Origin of the sequence: Brucella sp. (assembly GCF_032066345.1) — a bacterium.
Classification (GTDB): domain Bacteria; phylum Pseudomonadota; class Alphaproteobacteria; order Rhizobiales; family Rhizobiaceae; genus Brucella; species Brucella pseudogrignonensis.
Genome location: NZ_DAMBKZ010000010.1, coordinates 101,876 through 121,681, shown reverse-complemented (window position 1 = coordinate 121,681; position 19,806 = coordinate 101,876). Strand labels below are relative to the sequence as shown.

Genomic DNA, 19,806 nt, shown 5'->3' with positions numbered 1-19,806 from the left:
GGGGAACGAGAACGCGGCCTTACGGTTTCGCAGACGGTGTATCTTTGCGCCTAATTTCAGCTCGTTTACTGCGCGGCCAAAACTCAGGCGGTGCTACGTTTCTCCAATTTCTGCGATTAAGTGAGAGGCGGACGACGTGTCTGAGAATGTTGGCCTTTTTGAAATAGAAGAAGCGCGCGAAAGGCTGCAAGGCCATATCGTACGAACGCAGCTTGTGCGCTCAGAAACCCTGACCAAGCATTCAGGAGCCCCTGTGTTTCTCAAGCTTGAAAATCAGCAGCAGACTGGCAGCTTCAAACTACGCGGTGCAACCAACGCCATTCTCACCATCGCACCAAATGAACGGCAGAATGGATTTGTCACAGCATCTACCGGCAATCATGGGCGCGCACTTGCACATGCTGCATCTGCTCAATGCCTGAATGCCACAATATGTTTGTCCTCCCTTGTTCCACACAACAAGGTCGAGGCGATACGCGATCTGGGAGCTAACATCCGCATTATTGGCAAGTCGCAGGATGATGCCATGGAGGAAGTCTCCCGCCTTGTATTAGAAGAAGGCATGAAGGCTGTTCCGCCTTTTGATGACCCTCGCGTGATCGCGGGTCAGGGCACCATCGGACTTGAAATAATAGATGATCTTTCAGATGTGGACACTGTCCTTATACCGCTTTCTGGCGGCGGCTTGGCGGCGGGCATCGCTGCAGCAATGAAAGCAAAGCGCCCACGGACCCACATCATTGGCATCTCAATGCAGCGAGGGGCCGCGATGAATGCAAGCCTTAAAGCGGGCAAGCCAATCAACGTCGAAGAGCTGGATACGCTGGCGGATTCTCTTGGCGGAGGCATCGGGATTAACAACCGCTGGACCTTTGCGATGTGCAGGGCGTTGCTGGACGACGTAATCCTTCTCGATGAAGAAGAAATCGCTGCAGGTGTAAGGCATTCCGCATTGCAAGAGGGGCAAATCATTGAGGGAGCCGCAGCGGTTGGTATAGGCGCGTTGGTTAGCGGCAAAATTCGACCTGCCGGACAAACAGCCATCATTATATCAGGAGGCAACATCGATCCAGAGCAACACCGCGCAATCATGAACAACCAATATCTGAGGGCTGGCTGATGGCCGAAATGAGAATCCTGACCGAAGCCGATCTTCGAGAGATCATATCTCTTGATCTTGAAAGCATTGCTTGCGTGGAAGATGCGTTTCGCGCGCTTGCAAATGGCGACGTCAGTATGCCGCCTATCCTACGCCTCGACATTCCTGCCCAACGTGGGGAAGTAGACGTCAAAACCGCTTATATTCCGGGCTTAGCCAGCTTTGCCATTAAGATAAGCCCCGGTTTTTTTAATAATCCATCAATCGGCCTTCCATCCACAAACGGGCTGATGATCCAGTTTTCCGCCAAGACAGGATTGATTGAAGCGCTTTTGCTCGACAACGGATATCTAACCGATATGCGCACAGCTGCAGCAGGCGCAGTTGCCGCGAAATATCTCGCCCGAGAGAATGCACATATTGCAACGATTTTTGGTGCAGGGATGCAGGCGAAGCTCCAGTTGCAGGCGCTTGCTCTGGTGCGTCCCATCACCGAAGCGCGCATCTGGGCGCGCGATCCAGAAAAAGCAACACGCACCGCGCAAGAGCTTATGGATAGGCTTGGCTTTTTCGTTACGGCTAAATCGGATGCCAAAGATGCCTGTCAAGGCGCAGATATCATCGTAACAACCACACCGTCTCAAACACCGATCCTTATGGCTGAGTGGCTGAAGGCAGGGCAGCATGTTACGGCGATGGGCTCAGATGCTGAACATAAAAACGAGCTCGACCCTGCAATTTTCAAGCTCCCAATAATCTATGTCGCGGATAGCACAAACCAGACCAGCAGACTTGGGGAACTACATCACGCCATAAGGGCCGGTACTGTCAAATCCGAAGCCAATCTTTTCGAACTCGGCCAGATCATTCTTGATGCTGATACAGCAAAACGCGAGCCCGATGCCATTACTGTTTGTGACCTGACTGGAACTGGTGTTCAGGACACCGCCATTGCCCGCCTCGCCACACAACGCGCCATCTTTGTCAATGTCGGTGCAAAGATTGATTCAAGCAAAAACGCAGGAGCCAGCCAATGAGTGTGGAACTCAATTTCAGCCGCGGGGAATACGACGAGCGAATTGCCAAAACCCGGCGCGCTATGGAGAAGGCAGGCTTTGACGTCATTATCGTCACCGATCCGTCCAACATGCATTGGCTGACCGGATATGATGGCTGGTCGTTCTACGTCCACCAATGCGTTGTGCTTGCCATGGACGGTGAGCCACTCTGGTATGGGCGCGGTCAGGACGGCAACGGCGCAAAGCGCACTGCCTGGATCAGCCATGATAGTATTATCGGCTACCCCGATCATTATGTGCAGTCGCTGGAACGACACCCAATGGATTTGCTTGCGTCCATTCTTGAAGACAGGGGTTGGAGTAAAAAAACCATCGCAGTCGAATTCGATAATTATTGGTACACCGCTGCCGCCCACCATGCACTGCAAAAACATTTGCCGAACGCTCATTTCAAAGACGCGCAGGGTCTTGTGAACTGGCAACGCGCAATCAAAAGCCCGACCGAAATCGACTATATGCGTAAGGCCGGTCGTATAGTTGAAGTAATGCATCAGCGAATTGTCGAAAAGATCGAACCGGGTATGCGCAAATGTGATCTGGTCGCAGAAATCTATGACGCCGGAACTCGTGGCGTTGATGGATTTGGCGGCGATTATCCCGCAATCGTTCCCCTTTTGCCATCAGGCGCTGACGCCTCAGCACCCCACCTTACTTGGAACGATTTGCCTATGAAATCGGGCGAAGGCACATTCTTCGAGATCGCAGGTTGCTTCAAGCGATATCACTGCCCGCTCTCCCGAACAGTCTTTCTTGGCAAGCCCACCCAGGCATTCCTTGATGCGGAAAAAGCAACATTGGAGGGCATGGAAGCGGGCCTTTTAGCGGCACGCCCGGGCAACACATGCGAAGACATCGCTAACGGATTTTTTGCCGTATTAAAAAAATATGGGATCATCAAAGACAACCGTACCGGCTACTCAATCGGGCTTTCTTATCCACCCGATTGGGGCGAGCGTACAATGAGCCTGCGTCCCGGTGACCGCACGGAACTCAAACCCGGCATGACATTCCACTTCATGACAGGTCTTTGGCTTGAGACAATGGGTCTCGAAATAACAGAAAGCATTGTGATTACAGAAACAGGTGTCGAATGTCTTTCTAACGTACCACGCAAGCTGGTTGTAAAGAATTAGGGTGTCATGATGATGCACGCATCTCCTCCGTCCCGACCCTCACCTATTACACTGAGTGTTGATCTTAATCGCGACGGTGTGCAGCACGGTCACTTACGTCTGCCGTGGTCTAGAGATGATTCAGCCTGGGGATCATTAATGCTTCCCATCTGTGTGATCCGCAATGGTGATGGCCCGACCGCGCTTTTGACAGGAGGTAATCATGGTGACGAGTATGAAGGTCCAGTTGCACTTTTTGATCTCGCTTCCAATCTAAAGCCTGAGCAGATTAACGGTCGCATTATCATTGTACCCGCGATGAACTATCCGGCATTTATAGCTGGTACACGTACATCGCCTATAGATAAGGGTAATCTCAATCGCAGCTTTCCGGGGCGTCCGGATGGTTCGGTTACGGAAAAAATTGCTGACTATTTTACCCGCTATCTATTGCCCACCGCAGACATTGTAATGGATTTTCACTCGGGCGGTCGGACACTGGATTTTCTACCCTATGCAGCAGCACATGCCTTGCCAGATAAGGCTCAGGAAGCGCGCTGCTTTGCCGCCGTCAAGGCTTTTTCAGCACCCTTTTCTATGCAGATGATTGAGATCGATGCAGTTGGAATGTACGACACTACAGCTGAAGAAGCAGGCAAAGTCTTTGTTACGACTGAGCTTTCTGGTGGCGGCACGATCTCAGCCTATACGGCGACAATCGCCAAACGTGGTATTCGCAATCTTTTGCGCCATGCAGGAATTATGGAAGGCGAAGTCGAGCTATCGCCGACCACCTGGCTTGATATGCCATCGCAGGAATGTTTTGGCTTTGCAGATACGGATGGGCTTTTAGAGCCTTTAGTTGATTTAGGTGCTGAGCTTCGTAAAGGTGATGTTATCGCCCGCGTCCATTCGGTGACACGCACGGGAGCAGTACCGCAGGAATATCGTGCGGCCCTCGATGGTATCCTTGCCGCCCGCCACTTTCCAGGTCTTATCAAGATGGGCGATTGCCTCTCTGTTATCGCGACCATAAGCGGAGAGCCCGCTTCCGGATAAGCAGATAATTACCATCCAATTGACAAGCCGGAACAAAAATCAACCGGCATTCATAAAGAGGAGTGAACACAATGCGTATTAAACTCACTGCAATCTCTACCCTGCTTGCGACTGTAGCTGTCGTTGTAATGGCTCTCCCGTCACAGGCAACCACGATTGATGACTTGAAAAGCGCGGGCTTTGTTCGTGGGGCAACCGCAAACGAAGTTCCTTACGGATATATGGATGCCAGCGGCGCTGCTAAGGGTATAGGTCCGGATGTTGCCGCAGCAGTTTTTAAGAAACTTGGTATTGAGGAGATTGACTGGACAGTAACCCCATTCGGTTCGCTTATCCCGGGGTTAAAGGCCAAACGCTTTGAATTTGTGGGAGCGGAGCAGAACGTCCTGCCGGATCGCTGCAAGCAGGTCCAGTTTACTGTCGCAAATTCAAGCTATGGCGAGGGCCTTCTGGTTCCCAAAGGCAACCCGAAAAACATCCACTCCTATGACGACATCAAGAAAGACCCATCGCTGAAGGTTGCCATTGTTTCGGGCGCCGATCAGATCGACTTTCTGCATGGTATGGGCATTGATGAATCCCAGATCGTTATGATCCAAGGCAATGCCGACGCACCATCAACGGTTCAAACCGGCCGTGCTGATGCCTATGCAGCCACGGAATTGACCGTAGCAAAACTCGTTGAAAACTCGCCGGAGCTGGAACAGGCGCACCCGTTTACCGATCCAGTTGTGGATGGAAAATCCGCACGCAGTTTTGGAGCATTCAGCTTCCGCCCGGAAGACAAAGAATTTTATGAAGTGTTCAACACGGCGCTGATCGAATTTAAGAAAACTGACGACTACGAGAAAATTCTGATGACATATGGGCTTAGCGAAGAAAGCGTTGAAGCCGCGCGCACCGTCGATACAGCAAGCCTCTGCAACGCAAAGTAATGTTTTTGCTGTCTGCCAGGCTTGAGAACGGCTTGGCAGACTTCATCTCATCTTAGACGGGAGAGGACCATATGCACTGGACGGAATATCTTCCCGCCCTGTTCAAAGGGGCTCAAATCACAATTGTCCTCGCGCTAAGTTCGATGGCCATAGGTACTATGCTCGCATTTGCTGCTGGCATTGCCCGGTTTGCCGGTGGGCCGATCCTTTCTACAGTTGCCATCATATATATCGAGATTTTTCGCGGTACGTCGCTGCTCGTACAATTGTTCTGGCTCTATTACGCGCTTCCTTTGGTGGGCATTTCTTTCGACCCTATCACCACTGGTATCATGGGGCTTGGGCTGAACATCGGAGCTTATGGCGCGGAAGTGGTGCGTGGAGCACTTCAGGCAGTACCGGAGGCGCAGCATGAAGCAGCGCGCGCATTAAACTTCGGCAAAACCCACACGCTGTTTCACATCGTTTTACCTCAGGCCATTGTTGAAATGATGCCTGCTTTTGGCAATCTCGCTATTCACAATCTCAAAGACACGGCTCTTGCTTCACTCATTGCGATAAGCGACCTCACCTTCCAAGCTCAACGTCTGCGTAATCTGACACTTGATAATGTCACGATTTATTCTCTGACGCTGCTTGGTTACTTCGCTATGGCACTCGTTCTTGCCACAGCCATTCGCTGGCTCGAAAGGCACCTTCGTCGCAAAACGATGGCCGGAGGTTTCGCATGATTTACGGATACGCCTGGGACACTTCGACTACACTCTCTTTTGCTATTTCCATTCTGCCCATTCTGGCGATTGGCCTGACGGTAACGCTTAAGGCAGCTGCCACTGGTTTTGCCATCGCGCTGGTGCTTGGTCTTGTTTTTGCGCTTTTGCGGCGCAGCCCATACAAGATCATTTCCTGGCCAACAGTGGTTGTAGTGGAATTTCTGCGTGACACACCGCTGCTAGTTCAATTGTTCTTTCTCTATTACGTGCTGCCCGTGTACGGTATCGTGTTACCTGCATTCCTCACCGGTGCTTTAGCACTCGGCTTACAGTATTCAGCTTATACATCTGAGGTCTATCGCAGCGGTATAGAAGCAATTCCGCGTGGCCAGTGGGAAGCAGCGCGTGCGTTAAACCTCACGCCCTGGCGCACCTATCGGGATATTATTGTTCCGCAGGCCATCCCGCGCATTATTCCTGCAATGGGAAATTACCTCGTCTCCATGCTCAAAGAGACGCCGGTTTTATCGGTTGTCAGCATTGTGGATATGCTCAACCTAGCCAATCTGATTGGTGATCGAACCTTCGAATATCTGGTTCCACTATCCATGGTCGGCCTGATCTTCCTAGTGCTGACACTCATCTGTTCAGCTCTAATCCGTCTGCTCGAACGCACACTTCCAAAGAACGGGATTGCTCTTAAATGACCAAGGAAATTATCCGCTTTAAGGACGTAACGAAACGCTTTGGTGCGCTGACCGTGCTTGATCGCTTCAATTTCTCGGTCAAAACCGGCGAGAAAGTCACGCTGATTGGCCCATCCGGTTCCGGGAAGTCGACAGTGCTTCGAATTTTGATGACGCTCGAGCCATTTCAGGAAGGCAGCTTAGAGCTTTCTGGGGAGCCCTATCATGAACCCAACGGTAAAGGACATTTTAAGGCAACTGAAACGCATTTGCGCAAGATCAGATCCCATGTCGGGATGGTCTTCCAAAGCTTCAATCTTTTCCCGCATATGTCGGTTCTCAGAAACATCATAGAAGCCCCTATACATGTACTGGGCATGAAACGTGGAGAAGCTGAGGCCCGTGCCCTTGAACTCTTATCGCTTGTTGGCCTCACCGATAAAAAGGACCATTATCCGTCGCAGCTCTCTGGCGGTCAGCAGCAACGTGTGGCAATTGCCCGTTCACTTGCAATGCGACCACGCGTTCTTCTCTTCGATGAACCGACCTCCGCGCTTGATCCTCAGCTTGTGGGCGAAGTGTTATCCGTTATTCGCAGCCTCGCAAAAGAACATGATCTGACTATGCTTCTAGTCACCCACGAGATGCGATTTGCACGCGAAGTATCAGATCGAGTGTGCTTTTTCGATAAAGGGCGAATTTGTGAGGAAGGCACGCCCGAAAAGATTTTCCAGTCGCCAAGTGAAGCACGAACCAAAGAGTTTTTGCAATCAGTACTCTGATCTCAGGCGATTGAACCCACGTCATAGACCGGCGGCAACTGTGCGAATGTCTCGCGAATTGTCTCGAGCGCCATCTGCAAGGCGGACTGTGAAAGCCTTCCGCCAAGGCAGATGCGGATACCACCATTGCCCCGTTCTGCACCGGCAATAAATGGATCGGACGGTGTCACTGCGACACCTTTGCTGGCCAAGGCCCGGACTAAACCATCCTCAGACCAGTTACGTGGAATCTGCAGCCAGGCACATAGCGACAGCGGATTGCTTCCAATGACATGCGTTCCGAGAATGTCGCTTACCAGAGACTGTCTCAGGCGCAGTTCATTCCGCTGGATTTCTAGCAGTTGTGTTGCGGTGCCATCTTCAATCCAGCGACTGGCCATTTCTGCAACCAGATTAACGCCGCTCCAACTCGTCACACGCAGGATCGACGTTACTCGGATAGAGTAATTTGCCGGAACAACCAGATAGCCTGTACGCAATCCCGTCATCACTGTCTTGGTGAAACTGGTGACGAAAAAGCCAAGCTCTGGCAATAATTCTGGCATTGATGGCAATCGCTCCTCAAGGATAGGCTTATAGACTTCGTCCTCGATGACAAAAACACCGTATCGGCGAGCGATATCAGCCACTGTGATACGTCTTTCTGCGCTCATCAGATGACTGGTCGGATTCCCAAGTGTTGGAATGATTACCAGCGCTTTCACATCACCCGCTTTACATGCGGTTTCTAGGGCTTCAGGTAATATACCCTCTCGATCAGTTGGAAGACCGCGCAGCGTAAAACCCAGCACATTGGCCATACCGATGATACCGTGATCAGTTAGGTTTTCTGTCAGAACTACTTCGCCGGGCTGCACCACAGCAGCGACGGCGAGGAAAAGCCCATGTGCTGCGCCATTCGTGATAATCACTCGACCGGGATCAACGTCGACCGATAAGCCACGCAGCCATTCACAAGCCACATTGCGATGGAGATCGAGACCAGCAATTGGACGACAGGGCCGCATGAAGCTCGCATTATCTGTCTGGCTCATCTCTTCAAAAAGTTTTCGAGAAGCGCGCTCATGAGCGCCCATATAGACAGCGCGTATGATAGAAAGATCAGCTGTACCGCTTGGATCGCGATCAAGCATGAAGCGATCAGCCCGTTCTGTCACACGATTACAAACATAGGTGCCGCGTCCAACTTCGCCGCGCAAGTAACCACGTCGCTCAGCCTCTTTATAGCTGATACTCACTGTCTGAACGGACAACCCGAGCCTATGTGCCAAATCGCGATGCGTTGGCATCTGCGTCTCGGGTTTAAGCACACCTTTTTCAATATCTTCCACGATCTTGTCTGTTAGGAGGCGATGCTTGGTCGAACCTTTGCGCAATTCCAGAACAGGTTGCCATACATCGAAGGTCACAGTATCATTACAAGACATTGATTGTCCTATTTATAGGAACTCCACCCATGACAATTTACCCTTCTATCAATGCGATTTGAAGGGAATAATTCATCAGGACAGAGATTAATCGATACTCTTTTCAGACAATACAAATGAAGTCGGCTGGACTTCAGCTTCAATCAAACTCTTTCTTAATTTTATCATGTGCGGTCACAGCATTGCGGAATCTTTCGATACTGAAGTCTCCTACGGCGGTATTTGAACCGCCTTGTAAAATCATCTCCGACAAAACGACACCAACTCCCGGTGCGATCTGAAAGCCGTGGCCGCAACAACCGAAGGCGTGAAATAGGCCTGGTGTTGTAGCACTTGGGCCAATTATAGGGATCATGTCTGGTAAGTAGCCCTCCATACCAGACCACACCCGAATGATCTGCGCGTTTCCTAGAATAGGTGCTACTTCGGCAAGGTTCTGCATACCAGCTAAAGTTTTATGTGGCGGAACCACTGTACGCTGATTTTTGAGATCACTCGCCGTGCGCGGATACCCCGCAACAATGACATTGCCACGCGATATTTGTCGGAAAATCACATTGCCAGCCACAGCTTGCACAGATGGCCGAATGAAGTATGGAAGCGGCTCTGTTACGAATTGCGGTGGCCCCGCAGAAAAGAGCGGCGTTTCCTCGCCAAATTGCAGTGCAACGGCCCCTCCCCACGCTCCAGCAGCATTCACCAACTGCTCTGAACGAAACATGCCGTGTTCACGCGTTTCTATTACAAAGCCGCCAGGTGCAGGCTTTGCATCAAGTACCTCGCAGTTCTCAATCAGCTCGGCACCATAAGCTTTTGCAGCACGCATAACTGCTGGCGTTGCTAGACGTGGATTGGCCGTTGCATCGCGAGCTGAATAAGTACCCGCAACGATATTCTTGCTCAGATAGGGAAAACGCTTGCGTATCTCCGCCCCGTCAACATCCTCGATATCCAGCCCAAAATTGCGAGAATTTATCGCATAAGCTTCAAGTTTACTGACCTCCTCGTCATTATATGCGAGGTAGATGTGGCCTGAGCGGTCATACTCACATGTATCACCAATCAGGTGATCAAGCTGCTCCCACAGCTCCTGCGAACGCATTGATAATGGGTATTGCCGAACATCGCGGCCCTGAAGGCGGAGATTGCCGAAGTTTGCGCCGCTGGACTGAGCGCCCAGAAATCCTTTTTCCAGTACCATAACGCGATGGCCAGCACGCGCTAAAAAGAAAGCTGTAAATGCACCGTTTAAGCCGCCGCCAATGATAAGCGTTTGCGTTTCTTTGGGTGACGTCATGTTGAGCTAACCCGAGTGGCAGCAGCAACATTCAATGGTTTGACGGGCGCTTGCGCACGTAACCGACCAACTTCTTCGATCTTAAGACCAGTCGCCTGAGACGTAATTTCAGCAAGAGCCAAACCACAGAATCGTCCTTGGCAGCGACCCATCCCGCAACGGGTGATAGCCTTCACGCGGTTTACCTCGACGGGACCAACTTGTTGGGTGATGCTTTTGCGGATTTCACCAGCTGAAACACCTTCGCAACGGCAGACAACAGTATCGTCACCAATTACCGATACCTTATCACTCGGCCAGCGAAAAATTTTGGCAAGGTTACGCTGAAATGAACGATATCGAGCCACGGCACACGCTGCTTGAAGCTTCTTTTGGCGCAAAGCCATTCGTTGTTCATGCCGCAATTCTATGTTTGCCTGTGCCGCGATATCCTCGAGCATTGCAAGGGCAGCAAGCCTTCCACTTTGAATGGCGCAGTCGGCGCCCCCAATTGAAGCGCCATCACCTGCCAGATAGACACCTTTGCCTCCGCGACCATCGTTATCTGTCACAGGTAACCACTGACGAAAATCCGGATCAAACTCAAATTGGCAGCCTGCTAATTCTGCAAGCTGTGTTTCGGCACGCAGTCCATAACCAAGAGCAACTGCATCGCAGGAAAGACTAAAGCGTTTGCCTTTCCGATCACGAAAACTTAGGCCTTCAACATTTGCGGTACCTTTAATCTCATCGAGAGAGACGCCGCTGTAAACCGGAATACACGCACGTTTCAGCTCAGCCATATTGCGCGCGCCCTGAAATGCGGTCTTGAAGCTGTGTCGAAGCCCAGCCAGCCCCTTAAGCTTGCTACAGAGCGGTGTCGTATCCAACACGACAATATTCTTTGCACCCAGACGATGATATTGCAGTGCCGCGAGAAGTAGCAAAGGCGAACTTCCTGCAAAAATTACTTTTCGGCCAATAAAACTGCCCTGATCTTTCAACGCAACCTGAGAGCCTCCGAGAGAGTAAACGCCGGGTAAGGTCCAACCTTTTGTCGGAATGATCTTGTCTGTTGCACCGGTGGCAATGATGACGTGCGAATAGGCCAGTTCATCCACTTGACCAGCACTCTCCACAAAAGCTGTGCCTTCATATAGAGACCACACTGTGGTCAGCGGGCGATAGTCTATTTGTCCTATCAGCCTATTGGCCTGAATATGGAAATTCAGGTATTTTTCCTCTTCATTGCGAAAGAGTTTCTGCGGATCAAATTGCATTTGGGCATTGAGCCTGCGTAACCCTTGCCCGCCGGGAAACGATGCCTCGCTCAATAAAGTTGGTTCGATTGGTTGACCGATAAGCGCAGCGTTCTCAATCAGCGTTTGCGCAGCACTAATACCCGCCGGTCCCGATCCGATAATAAGAGGGCGTATCATTGCTGTCCCCACGCTTCAAAAGCACTCAGCAACTCCATACCTTGGCGCAGCACGGTTGAGCACGAACGCAAACGCTTGCCTTCAACTGTCCAAATCCAGCAATCCTGGCAAGCAGCCATTAAACAGAACCCTGCACGCGGCATTCCGTCGAACTCAGAATATCGTAAAACCTTACCACTGTGCAGAAGTGCCGCGAGAACTGACTGCCCCTCAAACCCCTGAAATTCAACTCCGTCAAAAGTAAACGTCAGCGGGCTCCCTAGTGACGCGACTGCGGCAACAAGCTGCCCTTTTCCAAGAGTGGCATTCATCGGGCTTCCCATATATTATTGCAATGCAATATTTGTTATTTTTATGCAAACATTCCGTATCGCGTCAATTCTGTCAACAGTGTTTTTTGGGACTGCGACAGAGTGGGGTAATGTTCAGACTTTTGATAAAGCTGTAGGCATGCCTCAGGCTTTGGAAATCGTCCTTGAAGCTGCAATCACATAAGGGCTGAAACGCGACACGATATCTTCACGCGAGTATCGAGCCAAAGATGCTGCAATGTTGATCGCCGCAATAGGTCGTCCATCCGGTCCGGTGATCGCCGAGGCAATTGATCCATCGCCGTGATAGACCTGTTCGAAGGCCGTCGCATAACCATCTTCGCGGAAGCGACGAATATCATTCATGATCGATTTTGGATCGGTGATCGTATTGGCATTATAACTACGAAAGTGTGTCTGATCGAGAATCGCCTGCGCTTCGCTTTCCGGCAAACGCGAAAGAATAGCCAAACCGGGTGCTGTACAATAAGCAGGCATACGCGTCCCGATAATGACGTCTGTATTCAGCACATGGCGGCTCAGAAAACGCGAAACGAACACAATTTCGGTGCCATCGGGCACGGTTAAATTAATCGTCTCTTCGGTTTCTTTACTCAGATGTTGCAGATAAGGCATCGCACGATCAATCAGCTTGTTCGCTCGAACGTAATGAAAACCCAAATCCAGCGTCTTCGCAGTCAACTCGAACTGACGCGTGATTGGGTCTTTAGCGAGAAAACCAAGCTTCATCAGCGTATGCGTAAAGCGCTGCGCAGCGCTCATATCTAGATCGGTCAAGCTGACAATCTGAGAAAGACTCAGTGTCGACTGGTCAGAATTAAAAGCCCCCAATACACGGAATGCTTTTTCAACCGAACGCACCATGAGCGCATCGCCGCGACCTGAAGCTTCACCGCCAGTATCTGCCAAATCTTCCGACGATCTCAACTGTTTTTCTTTTGTCAAATTCAATGGTTCTTTCATTATCGCGCCTTGAATTAAGGAGAGCTTTGCCCTCTGTGCCGTTGCCCGCGTAGGCAGCCCATCTCCAAATTTTTACCTGTTTATACATCATCAGATCAGTCTTGAAACGGTCGAGCAATTCTCCCGTCTCATCACGGGTTTTCCATAAATTAGTAAAACGGCCTTGACAAACTGCAATTCCGATATTCAAAATACAATAACAGTTATTGCATTACAATAGTAAATGGGAACACATTGATGTCTGAGTTCATCCTCACCTCTCTCAAAAATTCGGTTCTAACGATCACTTTGAACCGACCGGAAGTGATGAATGCCTGGAACTCTGCGATGCGCGATCAGCTGATCAAGGCATTTCAGGCCGCGGAAGATAACGCTGAAGTTAAGGCCGTCATTCTGACCGGCGCTGGCGATCGTGCATTCGGAGCGGGTCAGGACCTAAATGAAACCAAGACATTCGACGCAGATCGTGCAGAAGTCTGGATGGGGGAATGGGAACGCCTCTACACACGGATCAGAACCCTATCCAAGCCTATCATTGCTGCACTTAACGGTGTCGCAGCGGGATCGGCTTTTCAGGTGGCTCTTCTCTGCGATATTCGTATCGCACATGCTGATGTCCGTATCGGCCAGCCGGAAATCAATTCCGGCATTCCAACCACGACCGGCTCTTGGATTATGCGGGAAATGATCGGCTTTGCCCGCACTGTCGATCTGGTTTTAACGGGACGTCTGCTTGATTCCGACGAGGCGCACCGCATCGGCCTCATCAACACCATAGTTCCACAGGATCAGGTTCACGCTGCAGCTCAATCACTTGGTGAAGAATTGGCTGCCAAGCCACCAGTGGCCATGCGCCTCAATCGCCAGCGTTTCTATGAAATGACCGAAGCGGGCCTACAGGATGCACTTTCTTCTGGTGTTCGCATTCAGCGCGAAGCCTATGCGACAGGGGAACCTGCTCGCATGATGGAAGCCTTCTTTGCTGCACGTAAGGCGCGAAAAGCTTCATAACTTAACGCCGTCAAACATTGCGGGATGGGTACCGCCTGTCCCGCACCATAAGATCGGCAAACCGATCATAATCAAAACTGCTCAGGCAGGGGAACCCACTCAAAACATCAGAACGGTTTTGAAACAATAATAAAGGGAGCACCATGACTACGAAATCGTCTTTCACGCTAACTCGCCGCACGCTGCTTGCAGGTGCGAGTGCAGTACTCGCAACACCCGCTATTCTGCGCCCCGCACTGGCTCAGACAACACTTACCCTGGCTGACCCAGGCGGCCCTTTCAATAGCGCGTTTCGCAAAGCGTTTTACGATCCATTCGAAAAAGAAACTGGCATCAAGATCGTCAATGTCGCCCGTGAAGCGGAGCCGACAGCGCAGTTCAAGTCGATTGTTGAAACAAAAAGCTACATATGGGATTTGAGTACCCTAACGCTTTCAGCACGTAAGATTCTTTCGGAATCCGGACTTCTGGAACCAACCGGCATCACCAAAGATCAAGTACCTGATATTATGCCGGAGGCAGTTTTTGATGACTTCCTCGGCATCACAATCTATTGCCATATTTTTGCAACCCGCACTGACCTGCTAAAAGACAATATTCCGCAAAATTGGGCCGACTACTGGAATGTCGAGAAATTCCCTGGTCGTCGTTCCTTGCGCAAAAATCCAATCGACACATTGGAACAGGCTCTTCTTGCCGATGGTGTGCCGCTCGCTGAGCTTTATCCGCTGGACGTAGACCGCGCCTTTGCGAGCCTTGATAAGATTAAGGACCACATCTCGGTCTGGTGGACTGGCGGCGCACAATCAACACAACTGCTCCAGAGCGGTGAAGTTTCGATGATCAGCGGCTGGAATGCTCGATTGCAATCAGCCATTGATGGCAATGTGCCCGCAGAGATTCACTGGGACCAGGGACTTTACTCCATTGAAGGTTGGGCCATTCCTAAAGGTAACCCGCGCGCAGATCAGGCACGCGAATTCATTAAGTTTTGCTCGCGCGCCGAACAGCAGGCCTTGTTCACCGAAGAACTCGCCTATGGCCCTACGAACAAGAAAGCCTACGACTTTATTCCAGCTGAGCGCGCTAAAATTCTGCCAACTGCGCCACAGAACATTAGCGAGATGCGTCTTGCCGATGAGGATTGGTGGAGCGCAAATCGTGCAGAGATGACCGAGCGGTTCAACAGCTGGCTGCTGTTTTAAAGCCGTCAGCTTATGCGACCAGATAGGCACATCGATTTGCTTTTGCACCATACGTAAGAGTAGCGAGCCAGTGCCTGTCTGATCCCTCCCCCTACTTCCATATACTAAATTGCGCTGTTTGCAGCGCATCAGGGCTTCAACATGAATGCAGTGACATCACAACAAACTCCAAAGATGCTGATAAAAGGGTTGGGCAAAGAGTATGGCAGCGTTACCGCGCTTGAACCTAGCAATCTGACTGTTAACACTGGTGAGTTCGTCACCCTTCTCGGCCCCTCCGGTTCTGGAAAAACAACGCTTTTACAGATGATTTCTGGTTTGGTGGACCCCACTCATGGTGAGCTTTGGGTCGACGGAAAAAACTACACACATACCGCTGTAAACAAGCGTGACATGGGATTGGTTTTCCAACATTACGCGCTGTTTCCTCATATGACAGTCAGCGAAAACATCGCCTTTCCATTGAAAATGCGCGGCACCTCAAGCACGGAAGTAAGCGCGCGCGTTACCGAAACACTGGCCAAAGTGCAGCTCGAAAAATTCGCATCACGCTTTCCGCGCGAGCTTTCAGGTGGGCAGCAACAGCGTGTTGCGCTTGCCCGATGCTTTGTTTATCGTCCGCAAATCATTTTGATGGATGAGCCGCTCGGCGCGCTGGACAAAAACCTGCGCGAGCATATGCAGTTTGAAATCAAACGCCTGCATCGTGAATTCGGTACCACAGTCATTTACGTGACGCATGATCAGGAAGAGGCGCTTGTTCTCTCTGATCGCATCTGCCTTATGAACCACGCCAAAATCGAACAGCTTGGAACACCACGCGAGATCTATAGCGAACCAACAAGTGTGTTTGCTGCAAAGTTCATCGGTATGTCCAATATCCTTGACGGCAAAATCGTTGAACAGTCTAGCGATTCCGCGCTTGTAGAAACGCAACACGGACGGTTCCCGGTTCTGAACAGGAACAACTTGCCGGTCGGTAGCGTGGCGCATATTGTTTTGCGCCCCGAACAGATGAAACAGGGAAGCAGTGAAAGTGCCGATGTCAGCAATATCAACGGCACCGTTTCCGAAGTGGTTTATGTTGGTTCGGAAACGCGTTTCCTCGTGACACTGAGGGATGGGGCGACTCTGATCGTTCTCCACGATGGTACAAGTACCATGCCTGCCGCCGGTGATCCGATTACCTATCATTGGTCAAACCAACAGGCGGTGTTGGTGGTATGAATATAGCAACAAATACTTCACGCACTCTGTTCCTGAGATCAGGCCCGTTCAGGTTTGGTCCTTTGTGGCTCGCGCTACCTGCGATTGCCTTTCTTTGCATTTTTTTTCTTGTGCCGGTGTTTCGGCTCTTGGCATTGAGCGTACAAGATGCAGACGGTAGTCTGACGACCCTGCATTATGCCAAACTGGTCGATAGAGAAGTTTACTGGCGCATTCTGAGTATTACATTCCGTATAGCAGCACTGACTGCTTTATTCTCTCTCCTGTTGGGATATCCTCTCGCTTATTGGTTGTCTGGCCTCAAAGAAAGCCGCCGCAATCAGATGCTCCTTCTGGTCCTTGTCCCATTCTGGACCAGCTACCTCGTCAAGACATTTTCTTGGATGCTGCTTCTTGGCAATGATGGCATTCTAAACCGTCTACTCAGTGGTGCAGGTCTCATAAGCGGACCTCTACCGCTGATGTATAATGAGTTTGGCGTCATTGTCGGCATGGTTCATGCCATGATGCCGCTCGCCGTTCTCACAATGATGCCTGTTATGGCGGGCATTGATCGCAGGCTTGGCCAAGCAGCAGGAACTCTTGGAGCAGGTAATTCACATCGCTTTTGGATGGTCTATTTCCCCTTGTCCATTCCGGGTATGGCCGCAGGTGGTTTGCTCACCTTCATTACATCACTCGGCTTCTTTATCGTTCCGGCATTCCTGGGTGGTCGTCAACAGACAATGTTGGCACAGTTGATCATCGTACAAGTGCAGGAATTGGTAAATTGGGCTTTTGCAGGTGTACTTGCTACCATGTTGCTTGTTACAGCCATGCTTGCATGCTGGATTTATAACCATCTCTTTGGTTTGTCTTCACTTTCATCAGGTGCAGGAACCCGTGATGCATCGTCGGATGGAATTTTGCGTCGCTGGGGACTTGTTTTTCTCGAAAAGCTTGCAAGTGTAACGGCGATCTTCAGCGATCATCTACCATCACGTCTGCGCGTTCTGCCGGCTTATGTGACCGCTGTTTTGGTGTTCTTGATTGCTCCGACACTGCTGGTTATCCCGATTGCCTTTACTAGTTCTAACTTTCTAGATTTCCCACCACCCGGCTATAGTCTTCGCTGGTTCGAGACCTACTTCAATTCTCCGATCTGGACTTCCGCCACTATACGATCATTTGGCGTCGCCTTCGTTACGGCTATCCTTGCAACCCTCATTGGTGGATTTGCCGCACTTGCTGTTGCGCGCTCGCGGTCACGCTGGAGTGGATTGATCTTCGCCTTCATGCTTGCACCAATGATTGTTCCGCGGATCGTTATTGCAGTCGGCCTCTTCTATCTTTTCGCCCAAATCGGGCTGGTGGCAACTAATGCAGGATTGGTAATCGGCCACACTGTCCTCTCTATTCCTTTCACCTTTGTCGCAATTGCAGCGGTGTTAAAGAGTTATGACTGGCGACTTGACCAAGCAGCTCAGTCGCTGGGTGCCGGTCGCTTCCAGACCTTACGTCTCATCACAGTTCCGCTGATTAGTGGTGGCATTATTTCAGCGTTTCTGTTTGCTTTTGTCACGTCCTTTGACGAACTCACAATTGCGATCTTCGTAAGTGGTGGACTGAAATCGACGCTGCCAAAACAGATGTGGGATGACATGATCCTCCAGCTCAACCCAACATTGGCTGCAGTATCAGTTGTGGTTCTGACTATCGTCACGGTGATCCTGCTGCTCGCTGATAAACTGAAGCGGAGCTGAGCTTTCTAAATTTCGAAACATCCTCCCAAATTCTTTCTCGGCTGGTGGCCTTCTTTATGAGGCCGACAGCCTGGGACAAGATAATCCAGATTTACAGGTTTAGAGACCATGCTGACCTCCCATACTTATATCGACCTTCTGCTTGAAAAAGCGGCAAAAACACCTGAACAACTTTTTGCACGACACCCGACCGGCGACATCAGCTTTGCAAAGCTCGAAAACGCCTCAGCAATCTTCGCTCAAAAACTGCATAACAGCGGCATCAAGCCAAAGGACCGTGTGGCAGTGATGATGCGCAACAGCCCAGCTGCTTTAGCTATCATCTATGCGATAACCCGCTCGGGCGCATCCTGGGTACCGGTCAACACGGCACTTAAAGGGGCTGGGCTCGAGTACATTATTAGCCATAGTCAGCCTGCACTGATTGTTGCCGACAGCGAATATTACCCAATTATCACCGATTGCGGTGCTTCGAATTTACCGAACGTCGTAGAAATTGATAATCAAGCAATGCCAGATTTAGATGCTGCAGTACAGTTCGTGGCAAAACTGCCTACTGCCGACGATGTCGCTGCAATCATGTACACGTCGGGCACAACTGGCCCTGCAAAGGGCGTGTTGGTGACACACAGAATGTTGCGGTTGGCAGCAGAAGCTGTAGCAGTTTGTTCAGACGCTAAGGATCGCGACAATTTTTACATGTGGGAGCCATTCTTCCACATTGGTGGTGCTCAGGTTTTACTTCTGCCATTGGTGCGCAATGTCACCCTCACCATCTCCGATCGTTTTAGTGCAAGCCGCTTTTGGAATGAACTGCGACAGGCGGGATCGACGCATATCCACCATCTCGGCGGCATAGTTCAAATCCTTTTGAAACAACCAGTATCGGAGAATGATCGCGATCATAATGTGCGGATTGCATGGGGTGGTGGTTGTGCCATCGAAGTATGGCGCGCATTCGAAGAACGCTTCGGTGTGCAAATCCGTGAGTGCTACGGCATGACGGAAGCCTCGAGCCTTACCACATTCAATGACAGGGGTGTTGTTGGTTCAGTCGGGCGCACAGTTCCATGGTTTACAGTCAAACTCATTGACGAGCATGGAGCGATCGTCAGACAGGGGAAAGGCGAAATTGTCGTCAACGCTTCCATCGATGGCGCTATTTTCCCCGGCTATTACCGCAACCCCGAAGCAACTGCCAAGGCATTGCGCGCCGAAGGCTTTTTTACCGGTGATCTTGGATCATGGGATGAAGATGGCAACCTTTTCTTCCACGGGCGCATGACCGATAGTGTGCGTTGCAAAGGCGAAAATGTTTCCGCTTGGGAAGTCGAGCATGTGGTCGCTGATCATCCAGATGTAGAAGACTGCGCGATGATCGGCGTTGCAGCCGAGATCGGTGAGCAGGATATCAAGCTTTTTGTCCAGCTTAAGAGCGGAAGCATCCCTGATGCCCATGAGTTAAACGACTGGCTGAAAAGCCGTCTCGCACATTATCAGCTGCCCCGTTACATCGCATTCGTCAGTTCGTTCGAACGAACACCCAGCCAACGCATCATGAAACACAAGTTGCCAAACGACGGCGTCGACGTCTGGGATAGACTCAATCAATAAAAGGGAGGAACACCACCATGGCTTCACCACTTGAGAAACCGAAGACCGACATTCTGATTTCCGGCACGGGTGCCTTTTCGGGTCGCATTGCGTTAGACCTTGCCG

Annotated in this window: 18 protein-coding genes; 13 read left to right on the top strand and 5 right to left on the bottom strand. The window is 50.8% G+C overall.

Translation table 11 applies throughout. The features are described from left to right. Positions 1-136 precede the first annotated feature (136 nt). The 8 genes from eutB to ehuA all read left to right on the top strand — a co-directional run bounded on the left by eutB (position 137) and on the right by ehuA (position 7,465). Complete coding sequence (eutB, locus tag RT142_RS14220; RefSeq protein ID WP_113158994.1) at positions 137-1,120, top strand: hydroxyectoine utilization dehydratase EutB; 984 nt, start codon at positions 137-139, stop codon at positions 1,118-1,120. Continuing rightward, positions 1,120-2,136, top strand: coding sequence for a cyclodeaminase (locus tag RT142_RS14215; protein ID WP_113158995.1), 1,017 nt, complete (start codon positions 1,120-1,122; stop codon positions 2,134-2,136). Before eutB ends, RT142_RS14215 begins: the two co-directional genes overlap by 1 nt. Beyond that, on the top strand, positions 2,133-3,311 hold the full coding sequence (gene doeA, locus RT142_RS14210) for an ectoine hydrolase DoeA (protein ID WP_105519856.1): 1,179 nt from the start codon (positions 2,133-2,135) through the stop codon (positions 3,309-3,311). The genes RT142_RS14215 and doeA overlap by 4 nt, the downstream gene beginning before the upstream one ends. 9 nt (positions 3,312-3,320) lie before the next feature. Continuing rightward, positions 3,321-4,349 carry a N(2)-acetyl-L-2,4-diaminobutanoate deacetylase DoeB gene (gene doeB, locus RT142_RS14205; protein ID WP_064322548.1) on the top strand — a complete coding sequence of 343 codons (1,029 nt, stop codon included), beginning with the start codon at positions 3,321-3,323 and terminating at the stop codon, positions 4,347-4,349. Positions 4,350-4,420: 71 nt separating this feature from the next. After that, a complete protein-coding gene (gene ehuB, locus RT142_RS14200; RefSeq protein WP_313029429.1) occupies positions 4,421-5,284 on the top strand; it encodes an ectoine/hydroxyectoine ABC transporter substrate-binding protein EhuB in 864 nt (287 codons plus the stop codon). Between the two features lie 71 nt (positions 5,285-5,355). Further along, a complete protein-coding gene (gene ehuC, locus RT142_RS14195; protein ID WP_313029426.1) occupies positions 5,356-6,015 on the top strand; it encodes an ectoine/hydroxyectoine ABC transporter permease subunit EhuC in 660 nt (219 codons plus the stop codon). Further along, entirely contained in the window at positions 6,012-6,704 is a 693-nt protein-coding gene (ehuD, locus tag RT142_RS14190) for an ectoine/hydroxyectoine ABC transporter permease subunit EhuD (protein WP_313029424.1), read from the top strand. The genes ehuC and ehuD overlap by 4 nt, the downstream gene beginning before the upstream one ends. Then, positions 6,701-7,465 (top strand): ectoine/hydroxyectoine ABC transporter ATP-binding protein EhuA, encoded by a 765-nt coding sequence (ehuA, locus tag RT142_RS14185; protein ID WP_112806368.1) that lies wholly within the window; start codon positions 6,701-6,703, stop codon positions 7,463-7,465. The genes ehuD and ehuA overlap by 4 nt, the downstream gene beginning before the upstream one ends. 2 nt (positions 7,466-7,467) lie before the next feature. Here ehuA and RT142_RS14180 read toward each other — a convergent pair whose 3' ends face one another. The 5 genes from RT142_RS14180 to RT142_RS14160 all read right to left on the bottom strand — a co-directional run bounded on the left by RT142_RS14180 (position 7,468) and on the right by RT142_RS14160 (position 12,902). After that, positions 7,468-8,892: a PLP-dependent aminotransferase family protein gene (locus RT142_RS14180; RefSeq protein WP_313029422.1), complete on the bottom strand. Its 1,425-nt coding sequence runs from the start codon at positions 8,890-8,892 to the stop codon at positions 7,468-7,470. A 139-nt stretch (positions 8,893-9,031) separates the two neighbouring features. Continuing rightward, positions 9,032-10,189 carry an FAD-binding oxidoreductase gene (locus tag RT142_RS14175; protein WP_313029420.1) on the bottom strand — a complete coding sequence of 386 codons (1,158 nt, stop codon included), beginning with the start codon at positions 10,187-10,189 and terminating at the stop codon, positions 9,032-9,034. Next, positions 10,186-11,619: an NAD(P)/FAD-dependent oxidoreductase gene (locus RT142_RS14170; protein ID WP_313029417.1), complete on the bottom strand. Its 1,434-nt coding sequence runs from the start codon at positions 11,617-11,619 to the stop codon at positions 10,186-10,188. The genes RT142_RS14175 and RT142_RS14170 overlap by 4 nt, the downstream gene beginning before the upstream one ends. Beyond that, positions 11,604-11,918 carry a (2Fe-2S)-binding protein gene (locus RT142_RS14165; protein WP_113159000.1) on the bottom strand — a complete coding sequence of 105 codons (315 nt, stop codon included), beginning with the start codon at positions 11,916-11,918 and terminating at the stop codon, positions 11,604-11,606. The genes RT142_RS14170 and RT142_RS14165 overlap by 16 nt, the downstream gene beginning before the upstream one ends. A gap of 144 nt (positions 11,919-12,062) precedes the next feature. Further along, positions 12,063-12,902 carry an IclR family transcriptional regulator gene (locus RT142_RS14160; RefSeq protein ID WP_247645119.1) on the bottom strand — a complete coding sequence of 280 codons (840 nt, stop codon included), beginning with the start codon at positions 12,900-12,902 and terminating at the stop codon, positions 12,063-12,065. A gap of 237 nt (positions 12,903-13,139) precedes the next feature. On the opposite strand from RT142_RS14160, the gene RT142_RS14155 reads away from it, so the two are divergent. The 5 genes from RT142_RS14155 (at position 13,140) to RT142_RS14135 (ending at position 19,701) form a co-directional block, all read left to right on the top strand. Next, positions 13,140-13,913 (top strand): enoyl-CoA hydratase/isomerase family protein, encoded by a 774-nt coding sequence (locus tag RT142_RS14155; protein ID WP_064322030.1) that lies wholly within the window; start codon positions 13,140-13,142, stop codon positions 13,911-13,913. 143 nt (positions 13,914-14,056) lie between these two features. After that, positions 14,057-15,118 carry an ABC transporter substrate-binding protein gene (locus tag RT142_RS14150; protein WP_112806376.1) on the top strand — a complete coding sequence of 354 codons (1,062 nt, stop codon included), beginning with the start codon at positions 14,057-14,059 and terminating at the stop codon, positions 15,116-15,118. A gap of 141 nt (positions 15,119-15,259) precedes the next feature. After that, positions 15,260-16,345: an ABC transporter ATP-binding protein gene (locus tag RT142_RS14145; RefSeq protein ID WP_313029412.1), complete on the top strand. Its 1,086-nt coding sequence runs from the start codon at positions 15,260-15,262 to the stop codon at positions 16,343-16,345. Positions 16,346-16,479: 134 nt separating this feature from the next. Then, positions 16,480-18,087 carry an ABC transporter permease subunit gene (locus tag RT142_RS14140; RefSeq protein WP_313029410.1) on the top strand — a complete coding sequence of 536 codons (1,608 nt, stop codon included), beginning with the start codon at positions 16,480-16,482 and terminating at the stop codon, positions 18,085-18,087. Positions 18,088-18,195: 108 nt separating this feature from the next. Next, positions 18,196-19,701, top strand: coding sequence for an AMP-binding protein (locus tag RT142_RS14135; protein WP_313029408.1), 1,506 nt, complete (start codon positions 18,196-18,198; stop codon positions 19,699-19,701). Positions 19,702-19,806 lie beyond the last annotated feature (105 nt).

Coding starts and splice junctions, on each gene's coding strand:
- doeB (WP_064322548.1), top strand. CDS start 3,321: ATGATGCACGCATCTCCTCCGTCCCGACCCTCACCTATTACACTGAGT.
- RT142_RS14165 (WP_113159000.1), bottom strand. CDS start 11,918: ATGAATGCCACTCTTGGAAAAGGGCAGCTTGTTGCCGCAGTCGCGTCA.
- ehuA (WP_112806368.1), top strand. CDS start 6,701: ATGACCAAGGAAATTATCCGCTTTAAGGACGTAACGAAACGCTTTGGT.
- RT142_RS14155 (WP_064322030.1), top strand. CDS start 13,140: ATGTCTGAGTTCATCCTCACCTCTCTCAAAAATTCGGTTCTAACGATC.
- ehuD (WP_313029424.1), top strand. CDS start 6,012: ATGATTTACGGATACGCCTGGGACACTTCGACTACACTCTCTTTTGCT.
- RT142_RS14145 (WP_313029412.1), top strand. CDS start 15,260: ATGAATGCAGTGACATCACAACAAACTCCAAAGATGCTGATAAAAGGG.
- RT142_RS14175 (WP_313029420.1), bottom strand. CDS start 10,189: ATGACGTCACCCAAAGAAACGCAAACGCTTATCATTGGCGGCGGCTTA.
- ehuB (WP_313029429.1), top strand. CDS start 4,421: ATGCGTATTAAACTCACTGCAATCTCTACCCTGCTTGCGACTGTAGCT.
- RT142_RS14150 (WP_112806376.1), top strand. CDS start 14,057: ATGACTACGAAATCGTCTTTCACGCTAACTCGCCGCACGCTGCTTGCA.
- RT142_RS14215 (WP_113158995.1), top strand. CDS start 1,120: ATGGCCGAAATGAGAATCCTGACCGAAGCCGATCTTCGAGAGATCATA.
- RT142_RS14135 (WP_313029408.1), top strand. CDS start 18,196: ATGCTGACCTCCCATACTTATATCGACCTTCTGCTTGAAAAAGCGGCA.
- ehuC (WP_313029426.1), top strand. CDS start 5,356: ATGCACTGGACGGAATATCTTCCCGCCCTGTTCAAAGGGGCTCAAATC.
- doeA (WP_105519856.1), top strand. CDS start 2,133: ATGAGTGTGGAACTCAATTTCAGCCGCGGGGAATACGACGAGCGAATT.
- RT142_RS14180 (WP_313029422.1), bottom strand. CDS start 8,892: ATGTCTTGTAATGATACTGTGACCTTCGATGTATGGCAACCTGTTCTG.
- RT142_RS14160 (WP_247645119.1), bottom strand. CDS start 12,902: ATGAAAGAACCATTGAATTTGACAAAAGAAAAACAGTTGAGATCGTCG.